Below are 12,468 nucleotides of genomic sequence, written 5' to 3'. Positions count from 1 at the left end.
TTTCACTTTCGAGCGGAGTGGGCGGGGCGCGGCTAGATTTGTCAGCCGACGGTCAGGCCGCCATCGATCGTGAAGGCTTGCCCCACGACATAGCTGGCGCTAGGGCTGCACAGCCAAAGCACGGCGCTGGCGATCTCCTCGGACGAGCCGGCCCGACCCAACGGCACCTTGGCGACCATCTCGGCATAGGCGGCGTCGTCGTTCTCCACGACGTCACGGGCGATCTGAGTGGCGATCACGCCTGGGTTGACGGCGTTTACGCGGATATTGTGCTTCACATATTCCAACGCGGACGTCCGGGTCAGCCCGATGACGCCATGCTTCGACGCGGTGTAGGGGCTAACACCAGGATCGCCCTTGGTCCCGCCGACCGAGGCGTTGTTGACGATCGCGCCACCACCCTGCTTCTGCATCTGGCGTAGCTCGTGCTGCATGCAGCTCCACACGCCGCGCAGGTTGACGCCGATCACTCGGTCCCAATTCTCACGGCTGCCGTCGGCAAGAGGCGCGACCTCCGCCATGATGCCGGCATTGTTGAAGGCGAAATCGAGTTGCCCGAACTCGGCGACCGTCCGCTCGACCATGGCGGCGACTTGTGCGTCGTCACTCGTGTCGCAGGGCACGGCAATCGCACGGTGACCCTCGGCGATCAGCGCCTCTGCGGCGGTCGCCGCCGCCTCTTGCCTGATGTCTGCCAGAACGACGGCTGCGCCGGCTTCGGCGAAGGCACGCGCGGTCGCCAGCCCCATGCCGGCGCTGGCGCCCGTGACCAGGGCTACCTTGCCGGTGAAGTCATAGGTCGGGTTCATTGAATCACCCTCGTCGTAGTCTCGATGACAAAGCCGGCGTTAGCGACGATCGCTAAAGCCGGCCCGTTTTCAGGCGCTCAGGTGCAGGTCGAAAAATGCCTTGAGCTTGTCGAACGGGATGAGGTTCACGCGATCATAAAGGTCTACGTGCCCGGCGCCCCTGACCCAGTGCAGTTCCTTCGGCTCTACAGCCTTGGCAAACGCGAGCTCGCTGAATTCCCGGGAGTGAGCCTGATCACCTGCGATGAAGAGCAGGGGCCGCGGCGACACAGTGTCGAGATCCTCAAGCGGGTAGAAGTTCGCGAACTTCACATTGGTCGCGACCGTGGGCATCGTGCTCGTCTTCGGCGACGCGTAGGCCGGCGTGACCTCACCACGTGGGGTGCGGTAGAAGTCGTAGAATTCGTCGCCGATGGCATTGCCGGTTAGAGCGATTGGGGCGCCAGCGGTGTAGGCGATTGCGGCGCCTTTCGACTCAGCGACGCGTTGCTTGGCCGCACCAGCCAGGAAGGCGTGGTACTCCTCGCGCGTCTGCTTCCCGCCCAGTCCCTTACGGTACAACGTACCGTGGTCATACATGCTGACAGTAGCTGCCGCTTTCAGACGCGGGTCGATCTTGACCGCGCTGAGCGCGAAGGCGCCGCTGCCGCAGATCCCGATCACGCCGATCCGCTCGGGATCCACATAAGGCAGGGTGCCGAGATAGTCCGCAGCCGCGCTGTAAGCTTCCGCGTAGAAATCGGGCGACACGGCTTGACGCGGTTGCCCGTCGCTTTCGCCCCAGAAGGGCAGATCAATCGCGATCGTGACGAAGCCCTGCTCCGCCATCTTGGCGGCGTAAAGGTTGGCGCTCTGCTCCTTCACCGCGCCCATAGGGTGGCTCACGATGATCGCGGGGTGCTTCGCGTTCCGGTCGAGGTTCTTCGCCACGTGCTGATTGCCGATGACGTCGGTATTATACGCAGTCTTGAAGGTGACTTTCTCGAGCGTCGCCTTGTCGCTCTTGTAGAAGTTGTCAGCACCGTTCGACATATCTTGTGCCTCCGCGTGGCTAAGGTTGAACATTGATGTAAAGCCGAGCGCGGCCACGCCTGCGGCCGTCGCCTTCAGCAAGTTGCGCCGGTCTGCGTCCACTGCCAGGACAGAAGCGGAGCTTCTTTCGACGTCGTTTCGTTGTGTCATGCTAAGTTACCTCTTGGTCTTTGCGCGTCTTCGCGACGACGACTGAGAGTTGCAGCTTGCTCAACAGACCGTTCGTCATGATGAGCGGTGGGGGTATGCCGTTGCAGCCCGGGGGGGGCGGCTCTGCCGCGCGGCGTCCTATGCCGTCACCAGGGCTGATTGGCCGGGCCGACGGTGAATTCGTTGATCGTCGTGTCCGCAGGCGCGTCGATGGCGAATGCGACGATGTCGGCGATCCGCTCGGGGGAGATCCCGTATTGGTCATAGACCTTCTGCATCGCTTCGGCCGTCGCCTTGTCGCGGATCGCGCCCAGCAGTTCGGTGTTGATGGCGGCGGGATAAATGGTGGCGGTGCGGATATTCGTGCCCTCGAGCGCCGACTCCATCCGCAGGACTTCCATGAAGTCGCGCACGAACCACTTGGTGCCGCCATACACTGCGCCGCCCGGGTAGGCCTTGAGGCCAGCAACCGAGGATGTCGTGATGACGTGGCCGAATTTCTGCTCGGTGAAGGTCGGCAATACCGCTGCGACGCCGTTGAGGACGCCCTTGATGTTGACGTCCACCATTTGGTGCCAGTCATCGGTCTTGAGCGCGGAAAGCTGCGAATTCGGCATGATGCCGGCGTTGAGGAAGATGGCGTCCACCCGACCGAAGCGTTCCTTAGCGAGGCTGACGATCTCGTCGTTGTCGGCCTGCTTGGTCACGTCCAGTTCCCGATAGGAGGCATGTCCGCCGCCGGCTTCAATCTCGGCGACGATATGCTTGAGCTTGTCGTCGCGCCGCGCGCCCAGGACGACCTTGGCGCCCTTGCTCGACAGCAGCTTTGCGGTGGCCTCGCCAATTCCAGATGAAGCCCCGGTGATGATGACGACTTTGTCCTTGATCATTTCAAACCTCTGGTGTGCCGACCTTGAAGATCGCAAGCAATCTACAGTGATTGCATCTTTTCATGGTCGATGCCGGCAGCGGTATAACGATCCGGCCATTTTCTTGCCTGATTGTCCGGCGTGTCTATTTTTTCGCAGACAGGAGGGCGAGCCTCGAATACAATGGCTGCATAAGGCGCCCGGAGGATTCCATGTCAGATCAAGAAGTGTTCGACGCGTCGTCGCGCGCGCGCACCGCTCTTCTGGACCAGTTGGCTGACGTGATTGAGCGCAGGACCGCGGGCGACGAGGACTGCCCGACGGCGATACCCTACCTCACGTTTTTTCGACGTGAGAAGCTCACCGATCCCAATCCATGCCTCATCGAACCCAGCATCGTCTTCGTCGCTCAGGGCGCCAAGCAACTGCTGATCGGCAATCAGGCCTATACCTACGACGTCGACCGCTTCCTGATTGCTTCGCTCGATCTGCCCGGAAGCTCACAGGTCCTGCAGGCAAGTCCGGACAAGCCCTGTTTGGGCTTGGCGCTGCGGCTCGACCTGCGCGTCATTACAGAACTTGCCGGGCATGTGCGCCTGCCGCCCTCACGGGATCGCGGCACAGACGGGAGTGCCGCTCTCGGGACGGTCACCCAGGCAATGCTCGAGCCGTTCGGCCGCTTACTCGCTCTGCTCGACAGGCCAGATGAAATCGCGGTCCTCGCACCGCTCATCGAGCGGGAGATCCATTATCGTCTGTTGAAGAGCGATGTCGCGCCGCGCCTGCTGCAGATCGCGGCCGTCGGAAGCCACAGCCAACGCATCGCCAGAGCCATCGACTGGATCAAGGTGAACTACGCTCGGCCGCTGAGTATCGAAGAACTCGCGGCGCATGTGCAGATGAGTACATCCACTCTTCACCACCACTTCCGCCAGCTCACCGCGATGAGCCCGCTGCAATATCAGAAGTGGATGCGGCTGAACGAGGCGAGGCGAATGATGCTGAACGAGGGTATGGACGCCGCCGGTGCGGCGTTTCAGGTCGGCTATGAGAGCCCCTCGCAATTCAGCCGTGAATATAACCGCCTCTTCGGCGCGCCTCCGAAACGTGACATCGGAAGCTTGCGAGAACGCGCGGGCAAGGCGAGTCAGCGCGTCGCCATGATCAACTGATATCGGGGCGTTTTCGGCTCACACTGGGCTGATATCATTTCAAAAACCGCTCGCGATCGACGCTGCTGCTCCGTTGGGCGGTTTCACGCGCGATCGCCAGCAAGTGATGCAGAGCTGGGTTTGAATTGTTGGAGGTCCACACGGCTGTGCAAGGGACAATGTCCTCATCACCAGCGATCGGGAGGAAGGTGAGGCCGGCGAAGGATGTTCCGAGCGTCGAGGCAGTCGTAAGTGTCAGGCCGAAGCCTCTTGCCACCATGTTCATGAGGTTCTCTCGCCCAACTCGGTGAACGCGGATGTCTGGCCGAAAGCCCGGTGCCGACAAACGCTTGATCAGGTAATCGTGGATTTCAGGCCCTGGTCCGCCAGCGCTGAGGATGAAGCGCTCTTTCTCGATGTCGCCCCAGGTGACCTCCTGCTGTCCGGACAGCGAATGGGCGGATGGGAGGGCAACGAAGATGCGTTCTTCCCAAAGCTGCAAGGCCTCACAACCAACGGGCGCAGGCATCCCAGTCACGAAGACGACGTCGAGTTCGCCGCCGATTAGCCGACTCAAATTGCGCTCTGCTGTATTCTCCTCGAATTCGAGATCAATCCCTTCATACTGTTCCTGATATCGCTCAACTAACTCGCCCAGGAAGCCGGCGGCGAGCGATACGAAAAGTCCGATACGCAATACGCCTTGGCCGCCGCGCTTCAGGGAGCTCACAGCTTGAACGGCGCGTCGAAGGTGATGGGCACCGATTGTCGCATCGCGCAGAAACATCTCGCCAGCGGCTGTCAGACACACTCCTCCAGAATATCGCTCGAAAATAGGGACCCCAAGTCGCCTTTCAACGAGTTGAATGCGCCTGCTGACGGTCGATTGCTCGACTCCGACCTCTGCCGCGACGCGGCGGAAGCTACCACGTTCGGCAGCGAGGATGACGTAGCGAAGATTTCGGAGATCGAGCGTCGGATCCGGCATAGCGATCGACGCTCGAAATCAAAGGCTGACCAAAAGGCGTCCCGCTACAAGCAGAAGCGCCAGATAGGTCAAGACCATGCCGATGCCGCGGAGCGACGCCGAAGATCGGAACATTCCGATGGCGTGCAGCAGCCGCCCGAGTGCAAGGGCTCCACCAATCAGCACCACCAACCAGGCGGGTGAAGCCTGAGCCTCGACGAGACCAAGGCCAATCAGGCCAAGCGGCACATATTCGATGAAGTTACCTTGGGCGCGAATGCGCCGCCGCAGCGAGTCATCGTTGCTGTCGCCGACCATATCTCCCACTTTGAGGCGCCGCAAAGAAATCGGAAATGAGAGGCCGACGAGGGCGATAGCAAAGGCCGCTGTGAGAAATGATGTGATGGGAAGAATTGGCATCGTTTTTTCTTCAATGCGTTGAACACGTGCTTTCCATTCGCCGGGGTCCGGGAAGATTATCGACAAGACGTTTGTTTCTACTGTTGTCGATCGCAGATCAGGCGGAAGACTCCGCCTTCTTATTCCGCAATGAGATCGAACTTGTTGCCGTCTGGATCGGTCAGGGTCGTGTAGCGGATTTGCGGCAGCTCGAACTTCTGCACGACCGTCGCGCCCAGCGCGACCAGGCGCGCGGTCTCGCCGTCGAGATCGGGCGTCTTGAGGTCGACATGCACGCGGTTGCGCTGCGTCGGCGCATCCTCGATCTTCTGGAACTGAAAGGGCGGGACGGCAGGCGACGCGGCGAGTTGGACGATCTGGCCGTAGTCGTTGCCGATCGCGATGCCGAGGGCTTCGGACCACCAGGCCGCCAGCTTTTGCGGGTTCGCAGTGTCGATGGTGATTGCGTGAATCTTCATGCTCGATTTCCTTGCTGTCGTGGTTGCGGGCGTTCGTGCGCGCGGCGCGGCCCGCGCGCGGAGCGGGCTCACAGCGACGGCTGCTGCGCCCAGGGCCACTTGGAGGAGCGTGCGACGCTCCACCGCTCTAGCGCGCGCTGTCGATGATCTGGCCACCGTCCGGCGTCAGGCTGTAACCCGTCAGGAATTGCGCATCCTTGCTCGCGAGGAACAGCACGACGGGCGCGATGTCGTCTTCCGGGGACCCAAAGCGCGCGAGGGCATTGGTTGGCGCAGGCGTGTCGGCGGATTCCGCCGCGCCCCAGGTGTCCGCCACCGGCAGGACGTTGTTCACGGTGATCTTGTCTGCGCCCCATTCGCGCGCGGCGGTCCGCGTTAGCGCGCGCACCGCCTCTTTCGCCATGTTGTAGGGGCCGTATGGCAGCAATCCGGTGACGCCCGCCAGGGACGCGAAATTGATAACGCGCCCCTCACCGCTGGCCTTGAGGTGCGGATAAGCGGCCTGCATCGTGCGTAGATAGGCGATCGGCCCCATGTCGAAATTGCGCTGTAGCTGCTCGACCGAAAGCTCATTGATCGAAGACATGACCACGGATGTGTCGAAGGCGACGTTCACCAGAATGTCGAGCCCGCCATAGGCCGCGACCACCTTGTCTACCGCCGCCTTGATCTGCGCGGCGTCGCTGATATCGGCGACGACCGGCAACGCGGTTCCGCCAGCGGCCTGAATATCGGCCACCACCTGATCCACGCTGGCCTGGGTGAGCGAAAGGACAGCGACCTTGGCGCCCTCCGCCGCGAACAGCTTGGCGGTGGCGCGGCCGATGCCACGCCCTGCGCCCGCGACGAGCGCGACTTTTCCGTTGAGTCGACCCATGATTATCTCCGTTCAGTGAGGACTGATTGATGTGACGCGAAGCCCGGCGCGTAGGGCGACGGGATTTCGCGAGCGGCATTTTGCGTGGCGAAGGACAGGGCCAGCAGTGCGAGGCCGATGATGGCTGGCAAAGCCCCCTTGGGCTTGCGCACGCCGAGGTGGGCCGATGCGGACAGCACTAAATGAAAGAGGATGCCGGCATAGGCCAGATCGCTCAGCGGCGTGCTGACACGCGATAGGATCGCGACCGGCCCGAGAACCTTCACCACGACCATGAAAGGCACGAGGTAGGGAGCTGGATAGTTGAGCTCAGCCAAAGTCTGCCGAACCCAAGCTCCCTTGGTCAGGTATAAGAATGCGGAGCTCAGATAGAGCAGCGACAGAAGTCCTGTGCTGATCCAATATAATGCGGCGGTTGTCATAGCTCTTCCTAATCGAGCAGCACCTCGTCGAGGCTGCTTGGCCGATTTGCGCTTCGTTCTCTCATTGGCGTCGCCGCCTAGAGCACGTATAAGAAATTACGCGCTGGACGAATCCGCGCAAGTAGGATGAATTATCATCACTAAGTATGGAAAAGCTGACTAATGGCTGGCGAAGATTTCACGATGCAGGACGAAATGCGCCGCGCCTTCGCGATGCTCTCGGGCAAATGGAAGCTCGAGATCATGTGGCTGCTGAACCAGCGGGTCTATCGGTTCGGCGAGCTGCGCAAGACCATCCCCGGCATCACGCAGCACATGCTGACGGCGAGCCTTCGAGAGCTGGAAGCGGACGGGCTCATAACACGAACTGTCTTTGCGGAGGTGCCGCCGCGCGTCGAGTATGAGATCACGACAAAGGCGCGCGGCCTTGGCCCGACGATGCAGGCGCTGACGGCCTGGTGGGAAGAATATGGAAAAACCCTGCCGGCAAAGCCGAGCATGCGGGGACGCAAAGCTCGCGATGCGTCCCCACCATCCGACGGCGCGCCGTCCGTGGGACGGCCGCGCCGATAGCGCGGTTCAACGCACGCCGCTCTCGCTCGCGACCAACCGGGGCGGATAGGGCGACGGCTTCCGGCGTGCAGCATTCTGAGCGAGAAATGAAACCACCAGCGCGACCAATCCGACCAGCGCCGGACCGAACCCGTAGTCCCCTGCATTGAGATGCGCGGTTATGGCGAGCAGCAAGTCTGAATCGTTGATTTAAAGGTGATCCACGCCTCAGCGTCGTCGAGACTTCGCGAACCCGCGATCCGTCGCGATGAAGCGTTCCAGCATAGGCACAACCAGGCGTGCGGGATCAGTGACTGGCTGGCCGGTTTCGCTGGCCAGAACTTCGGCATAAGCGACAAGATCGCGGTGCAGCGCCGCAGGCAGTTCCAGTGTGACTTTCACCGGCCTCTCATCGACGATTGGTCCGAGCTTCAGCTTCGCCATCACGATCCTCCATAGGGTTCGAGCACCAGATCCCGCGTGACGATGACCCTGACAGGGAAACCCGGTCGGATTGTCAGCGTCGGTGCGATATTGAGCTGGCGCCGGACGATCTGTTGGCCCGCATCATTGATCGTGTCCTGACCGCCGTTGCGGATTGCCTGGATCAACCGGTCATCGTCATTGGCGGCGAGCTCGGCGCCGACGCTGAGAAGGGTCGAAAGCCCGGCCGCCTTAGCGAGGTCCCACCAGTGATAATCGACGCCGTCCTGAAGGCCGGCATAGCCCTCGGCGTCGGCGCCCGGCTGACGCTCGAGCACGATCGACCGGCCGTTCGGAAAGATCAGCCGGTTCCAGACGAGCAGCACGCGGCTCTGCCCGAACTGCACATTGTTGTCGTACTGGCCGATAACGCGCGTGCCCTGCGGCACGAGCAGGATGCGGCCGGTCGGGCTATCGTAGATATTTTCCGTCACCTGAGCCGTGATCTGGCCGGGGAGATCCGATCGGATCCCGGTGATCAGCGCGGCGGAGATCACGGCGCCGGCCTGCAGCACGTTGGGCGATACCGGCGCGGCGACGCGATCGGGCGCGACCGTTCGCCGATCGGCGGCGGCATTGAGGAAGGCGTTCTGCCGATCCTGCGCCGTTGGCGTCGTCGGCGGCGGGGCTAGTCCGAGACTGGTGAGATCCGGCGACGGTAGCGCGCCGGGCGTTGTCTGGGAGGGTGTTGCAGACGCCGTGCGGGTTTCGGTGGAGGCGAACAAGCGCGCCGTGCGTGCCGATTCAAGCTCCTGAATGCGCCGCTGCTCCTCTGGACTGAGACCAGGGTTGGGCGGGGCGACGCCGGGCGTCGGTACGGGTTGGCCGCGGTTCTGGGCGCCAAGGATGGGGCGTCCGAGGTCGCCCGGAAGCGGCGGGCCAAGCTGAGGCACGCCGCTATAATCGCGTGGCAAACCGGCAATGCCATCGGCTGTCGAGCGGTTCTCGGTCGAGTAGAGCTCCTCGTTCGGCCGACCGCCATCGCGGGTCTGAAGGGCATAGATGAGCGCGCCGCCGATCCCGACGCTCGCGACCAGGCCGAGACCCGCCAGCACCTTTCGCGACAGTCGGGTGACGCGCGGCGGTTCGGCGCGCAGCCGCATCGGCGCGGGGCCGACCGGCTCGCCGGTCAAGGGCCGAGCCTCCTCGTCCGGCCTTTCCTCTTCCCGGGGCTCCGTCTCGCTCACGACGCCGGCCTCCCATCGGTGCGCACGATGCGGACGCGCTTCTGGCGGTCGCCGGAGCCGTACCGCAACTCGGCGGCGGCGAAGAGCCGATCGACGATCATGTGATGGCCTCGCACCCGGTAGTTCACCAGCTCGGAGGTATTGCCCTCGGGACCGACCACGAACAGCGGCGGCATCTCGCCCTGACCGATACCGCGCGGGAATTCGATGAAGACCTGACGGCCGTCGTCGAAGGCGCGCAGCGGCCGCCATGGCGCGCGATCGCCGTCGATCGCGTAGCGGAAGTTGACGTTGGCGAGGTCGACGCCGGATGCGACCGGCTGCGCGGCCTCAGCCTGTTGGTTTTGGCGGCGCAGCGCGATGAGCTGGTCTTGCGGATATTGCCAGGAGACCGAGGCCATATAGGTCCGCTCTGTCGAGCGCAGCTCCATGTGATAGGTGCGCAGGTTGGTATTGATGACGAGGTTGGTCATCAGGTCCGGCCGGGTCGGCTTCACCAGGATATGGACCTGAAGCGTCGGCCCGGCGCCGCTCTGCGTGTCACCGATAATCCAGCGGACTGTGTCGCCGGCGGCGACCGGGCCCGATCCGACCAACTGCTCGCCCGGTTGCAATGCGATGTCCGTGATCTGCCCGACGGCGGTGTAGACCTGATAGAGTGCGCCCTGGGTGAATGGGTAGACCTGCATCGAGTTGATGAAGCCGTTGCGCACCGGCTGTATGCGCGCAGCGGCGTTGGCCTGGTTGACCCGGGCGGTCGGATCGGTCGGCTCCGGTGTGGTTCGAGACGGTTCGACGCGTTGCATCTGCCCAGGCAGCGGGAGCGGTCGCGGGATTTCGACCACGGTGACTGGCGCCGGTGGGTCGACGGTCTGCACGGCGGGCGCGGCGGCGTCGTAGGAGATTTCGGGCGGTGGAGTGCTGGTGGCGCAGCCGGCAAGCGCGGACGTCGCCAGCATCAGGAGCGGAAATGCGCCTCGGCCCAGAGCCGGGAATTCGGAAATGTGTGAAGCCGGGTTTCCGGCTTTACGGAAATACGGCTTCATTGCCCAAGCTCCCGTGACCAGTTGATGGCGTTGACGTAGATGCCGAGCGGGTTTGCCCTGAGCCGATCGGCATTGCGTGGGACCTGCACGACGATCGTCAGGATCGCGGTCCAGCGCTCGGTCGTGGCGAGCTGGCCGTTCTCGTAACGGCGCTCGACCCAGGCGACACGGAAGCTGTCTGGAGACGCACGGATGACGCTCGAGACTTCCACCGCGACCTGCTGGCGGCCGACCTTGGTGAACGGGTCGTTAGCCCGGGCATAGTCGTTGAGCGCCGCCGCGCCGCGGTCAGTCGTGAAGTCGTAGGCGCGCAGCCAGTTTTGCCGCACGATGATGGCGTCGGCCGGGATCGAGCGGACCTGCTCGATGAATCGCGCCAAGTGGAAGGCAATCTGGGGATCGGTCGGACGATAGTCGGCAACAGCCGGCGCCACGGCCTGCGCCTGGCCAAGCCGGTCGACCTGCACCACCCAGGGTACGATCGTGCCGCGCGCCGATTGCCAGACCAGCGCGGTGGCGAAGCCGGCCGAGAGGATCAGCGAACCGAACGCCATCAGTCGCCAGTTCTTCGCCTGGACCCGCGACGCGCCGATCCGTTCGTCCCAGACCTGCGCGGCGCGCTGATAGGGCGTCTCGGGTTCGGGGGCTTTTCCGTAGTGGGTAGAGGGTCGTTTGAACATCAGCGGTCGCCTTCGGAAAGATTGACGGAAGAGCCGCCGCCATGGGCGTCACCGGAGCGCACGGCATGGGCGGTCGCCTGGACGGCGTGGGTCATGTGTTGGGAGCGGCGCATGCGCTGTGCCCATGCGGGCGGTTCATCGGCGGTTGCCGAAGCGGCCGAGGCGCCGCCGTCGCCGGCTGCATCGCCGCCGACCGATCCCATCGTCGAGGAGCCGCCAGTGGCTTCGAACGCGGCCTTGCCGCCGGCATTGAAGCTCGAGCGCATGCTCTCGGCGGCGCGTGAGGCGGCACGGCGCAGCGGCGAGACGGCCGCGCTGCCGCCAGCGCGGGCGACACCGCTAAGGCCTGACGCAACGCCGCTGACGCCGGACTGGCCGGCTGCGCCGAGGCTGTAAGCCGTGGATGCGCCACCCGCCATCGCGGCGCCGCCCCGGGCCGCGGCTGCTGCGCCTCCGGCCAGTGCTGCGCCGCCGGATGCGACGGCGCCGACCGCGCCGGCCCCGGCTGCGATCATGCCGCCGGCCGCGAGGCCCGTACCCACCGCCGCGCCGGCGCTGAGTTGCGGGCCGCCCGAGACGATGCCGCTGGCGATGCCGGGGCCGAAGATGCCGAGACCAAGGAGCGACAGCGCGGCCAAGACGATGGCCATGGCCTCGTCGATCGAGGGCGTGGCGCCGCCAAAGCCGGCGGTGAACTCGGAGAACAGCGTCGAGCCGATGCCGATGATGACCGCGAGCACCAGCACCTTGATGCCGGAGGAGATGACATTTCCGAGCACCCGTTCGGCCATGAAGGCGGACTTGCCGAACAGGCCGAAGGGGATGAGGACGAAGCCGGCGAGCGTCGTCAGCTTAAATTCGATCAGCGTGACAAAAAGCTGGATGGCGAGGATGAAGAAGGCGAGCAACACCAGCGCCCAGGCGAGGAACATGCAGGCGATCTGGATGAAGTTCTCGAAGAACGACCAATAGCCCATCAGGCCGGAGATCGATTCCAGAAGCGGCCGCCCGGCATCGAGGCCGGTCTGCGCCACCTTGCCAGGCCGCAGCAGATCGGCAGTCGTGAAGCCTGTGCCGCTGGCCTTCAGGCCCAAGCCCGCGAAGCTCTCGAAGACGATGCGCGCGAGGTTGTTCCAGTTGCCGATGATGTAAGCGAACACGCCGACGAACAGCGTCTTCTTCACGAGCCGGGCGAAGATGTCGTCGTCGCCGCCCCATGACCAGAACAGCGCGGCCAGCGTCACGTCGATCACGATCAGGGTCGTGGCGATGAACGCGACTTCACCGCTTAGCAAACCGAAACCTGAATCGATGTAGCGGGTGAAGACTTCGAGGAAGTGGTCGATGACGCCGGTGTTGCCCATG

General features: G+C 63.6%; 15 protein-coding genes. 2 read left to right on the top strand and 13 right to left on the bottom strand.

Translation table 11 applies throughout. From position 1 onward, the window contains the following. Positions 1 to 41: 41 nt before the first annotated feature. The 3 genes from C7I84_RS17725 to C7I84_RS17715 all read right to left on the bottom strand — a co-directional run bounded on the left by C7I84_RS17725 (position 42) and on the right by C7I84_RS17715 (position 2,881). On the bottom strand, positions 42 to 809 hold the full coding sequence (locus tag C7I84_RS17725; protein WP_106773550.1) for a glucose 1-dehydrogenase: 768 nt from the start codon (positions 807 to 809) through the stop codon (positions 42 to 44). A 69-nt stretch (positions 810 to 878) separates the two neighbouring features. Beyond that, positions 879 to 1,991, bottom strand: coding sequence for an alpha/beta hydrolase (locus C7I84_RS17720; RefSeq protein ID WP_106773549.1), 1,113 nt, complete (start codon positions 1,989 to 1,991; stop codon positions 879 to 881). Between the two features lie 146 nt (positions 1,992 to 2,137). Then, positions 2,138 to 2,881, bottom strand: coding sequence for an SDR family oxidoreductase (locus C7I84_RS17715; RefSeq protein ID WP_106773548.1), 744 nt, complete (start codon positions 2,879 to 2,881; stop codon positions 2,138 to 2,140). Positions 2,882 to 3,072: 191 nt separating this feature from the next. Here C7I84_RS17715 and C7I84_RS17710 point away from each other — a divergent pair, with 191 nt between their 5' ends. Continuing rightward, positions 3,073 to 4,032 carry an AraC family transcriptional regulator gene (locus tag C7I84_RS17710; protein ID WP_106773547.1) on the top strand — a complete coding sequence of 320 codons (960 nt, stop codon included), beginning with the start codon at positions 3,073 to 3,075 and terminating at the stop codon, positions 4,030 to 4,032. A gap of 34 nt (positions 4,033 to 4,066) precedes the next feature. On the opposite strand, the gene C7I84_RS17705 is transcribed toward C7I84_RS17710, so the two are convergent. The 5 genes from C7I84_RS17705 to C7I84_RS17685 form a co-directional block, all read right to left on the bottom strand. Continuing rightward, positions 4,067 to 4,999: a LysR family transcriptional regulator gene (locus C7I84_RS17705; protein WP_106773546.1), complete on the bottom strand. Its 933-nt coding sequence runs from the start codon at positions 4,997 to 4,999 to the stop codon at positions 4,067 to 4,069. A gap of 18 nt (positions 5,000 to 5,017) precedes the next feature. Then, positions 5,018 to 5,464, bottom strand: coding sequence for an MAPEG family protein (locus C7I84_RS17700; protein WP_245428486.1), 447 nt, complete (start codon positions 5,462 to 5,464; stop codon positions 5,018 to 5,020). 53 nt (positions 5,465 to 5,517) lie between these two features. Further along, on the bottom strand, positions 5,518 to 5,856 hold the full coding sequence (locus C7I84_RS17695; RefSeq protein WP_106773544.1) for a VOC family protein: 339 nt from the start codon (positions 5,854 to 5,856) through the stop codon (positions 5,518 to 5,520). Positions 5,857 to 5,983: 127 nt separating this feature from the next. Further along, on the bottom strand, positions 5,984 to 6,733 hold the full coding sequence (locus C7I84_RS17690) for an SDR family NAD(P)-dependent oxidoreductase (RefSeq protein WP_106773543.1): 750 nt from the start codon (positions 6,731 to 6,733) through the stop codon (positions 5,984 to 5,986). 2 nt (positions 6,734 to 6,735) lie between these two features. Beyond that, positions 6,736 to 7,155 (bottom strand): DoxX family protein, encoded by a 420-nt coding sequence (locus C7I84_RS17685; protein ID WP_106773542.1) that lies wholly within the window; start codon positions 7,153 to 7,155, stop codon positions 6,736 to 6,738. Between the two features lie 162 nt (positions 7,156 to 7,317). On the opposite strand from C7I84_RS17685, the gene C7I84_RS17680 reads away from it, so the two are divergent. Continuing rightward, a complete protein-coding gene (locus C7I84_RS17680) occupies positions 7,318 to 7,728 on the top strand; it encodes a winged helix-turn-helix transcriptional regulator (protein ID WP_106773541.1) in 411 nt (136 codons plus the stop codon). Between the two features lie 207 nt (positions 7,729 to 7,935). Here the strand turns inward: C7I84_RS17680 and C7I84_RS17675 are convergent, their stop codons facing one another. The 5 genes from C7I84_RS17675 to trbL are packed head-to-tail and all read right to left on the bottom strand — an operon-like array spanning position 7,936 to position 12,467. Beyond that, positions 7,936 to 8,151, bottom strand: a complete 216-nt coding sequence (locus C7I84_RS17675; RefSeq protein ID WP_106773540.1) for a DUF2274 domain-containing protein — start codon at positions 8,149 to 8,151, stop codon at positions 7,936 to 7,938. Beyond that, positions 8,151 to 9,377, bottom strand: coding sequence for a TraB/TrbI/VirB10 family type IV secretion system protein (locus C7I84_RS17670; RefSeq protein WP_106773539.1), 1,227 nt, complete (start codon positions 9,375 to 9,377; stop codon positions 8,151 to 8,153). The genes C7I84_RS17675 and C7I84_RS17670 overlap by 1 nt, the downstream gene beginning before the upstream one ends. Next, complete coding sequence (trbG, locus tag C7I84_RS17665) at positions 9,374 to 10,423, bottom strand: P-type conjugative transfer protein TrbG (RefSeq protein ID WP_106773538.1); 1,050 nt, start codon at positions 10,421 to 10,423, stop codon at positions 9,374 to 9,376. Before trbG ends, C7I84_RS17670 begins: the two co-directional genes overlap by 4 nt. Then, the gene (trbF, locus tag C7I84_RS17660; protein ID WP_106773537.1) at positions 10,420 to 11,103 is read right to left on the bottom strand and encodes a conjugal transfer protein TrbF; all 684 of its coding nucleotides are present in this window, start codon (positions 11,101 to 11,103) and stop codon (positions 10,420 to 10,422) included. Before trbF ends, trbG begins: the two co-directional genes overlap by 4 nt. Further along, the gene (trbL, locus tag C7I84_RS17655; RefSeq protein ID WP_106773536.1) at positions 11,103 to 12,467 is read right to left on the bottom strand and encodes a P-type conjugative transfer protein TrbL; all 1,365 of its coding nucleotides are present in this window, start codon (positions 12,465 to 12,467) and stop codon (positions 11,103 to 11,105) included. Before trbL ends, trbF begins: the two co-directional genes overlap by 1 nt. Position 12,468 lies beyond the last annotated feature (1 nt).

Origin of the sequence: Kumtagia ephedrae, assembly GCF_003012745.1 — a bacterium.
GTDB classification, from domain to species: domain Bacteria; phylum Pseudomonadota; class Alphaproteobacteria; order Rhizobiales; family Rhizobiaceae; genus Kumtagia; species Kumtagia ephedrae.
This window is presented reverse-complemented; position numbering and strand designations above follow the sequence as displayed.

Excerpts from the sequence above, each read along its gene's own strand:
- C7I84_RS17725 (WP_106773550.1), bottom strand. The coding sequence starts at position 809 with ATGAACCCGACCTATGACTTCACCGGCAAGGTAGCCCTGGTCACGGGC.
- C7I84_RS17720 (WP_106773549.1), bottom strand. The coding sequence starts at position 1,991 with ATGACACAACGAAACGACGTCGAAAGAAGCTCCGCTTCTGTCCTGGCA.
- C7I84_RS17715 (WP_106773548.1), bottom strand. The coding sequence starts at position 2,881 with ATGATCAAGGACAAAGTCGTCATCATCACCGGGGCTTCATCTGGAATT.
- C7I84_RS17710 (WP_106773547.1), top strand. The coding sequence starts at position 3,073 with ATGTCAGATCAAGAAGTGTTCGACGCGTCGTCGCGCGCGCGCACCGCT.
- C7I84_RS17705 (WP_106773546.1), bottom strand. The coding sequence starts at position 4,999 with ATGCCGGATCCGACGCTCGATCTCCGAAATCTTCGCTACGTCATCCTC.
- C7I84_RS17695 (WP_106773544.1), bottom strand. The coding sequence starts at position 5,856 with ATGAAGATTCACGCAATCACCATCGACACTGCGAACCCGCAAAAGCTG.
- C7I84_RS17690 (WP_106773543.1), bottom strand. The coding sequence starts at position 6,733 with ATGGGTCGACTCAACGGAAAAGTCGCGCTCGTCGCGGGCGCAGGGCGT.
- C7I84_RS17685 (WP_106773542.1), bottom strand. The coding sequence starts at position 7,155 with ATGACAACCGCCGCATTATATTGGATCAGCACAGGACTTCTGTCGCTG.
- C7I84_RS17680 (WP_106773541.1), top strand. The coding sequence starts at position 7,318 with ATGGCTGGCGAAGATTTCACGATGCAGGACGAAATGCGCCGCGCCTTC.
- C7I84_RS17675 (WP_106773540.1), bottom strand. The coding sequence starts at position 8,151 with ATGGCGAAGCTGAAGCTCGGACCAATCGTCGATGAGAGGCCGGTGAAA.
- trbG (WP_106773538.1), bottom strand. The coding sequence starts at position 10,423 with ATGAAGCCGTATTTCCGTAAAGCCGGAAACCCGGCTTCACACATTTCC.
- trbF (WP_106773537.1), bottom strand. The coding sequence starts at position 11,103 with ATGTTCAAACGACCCTCTACCCACTACGGAAAAGCCCCCGAACCCGAG.
- trbL (WP_106773536.1), bottom strand. The coding sequence starts at position 12,467 with ATGGGCAACACCGGCGTCATCGACCACTTCCTCGAAGTCTTCACCCGC.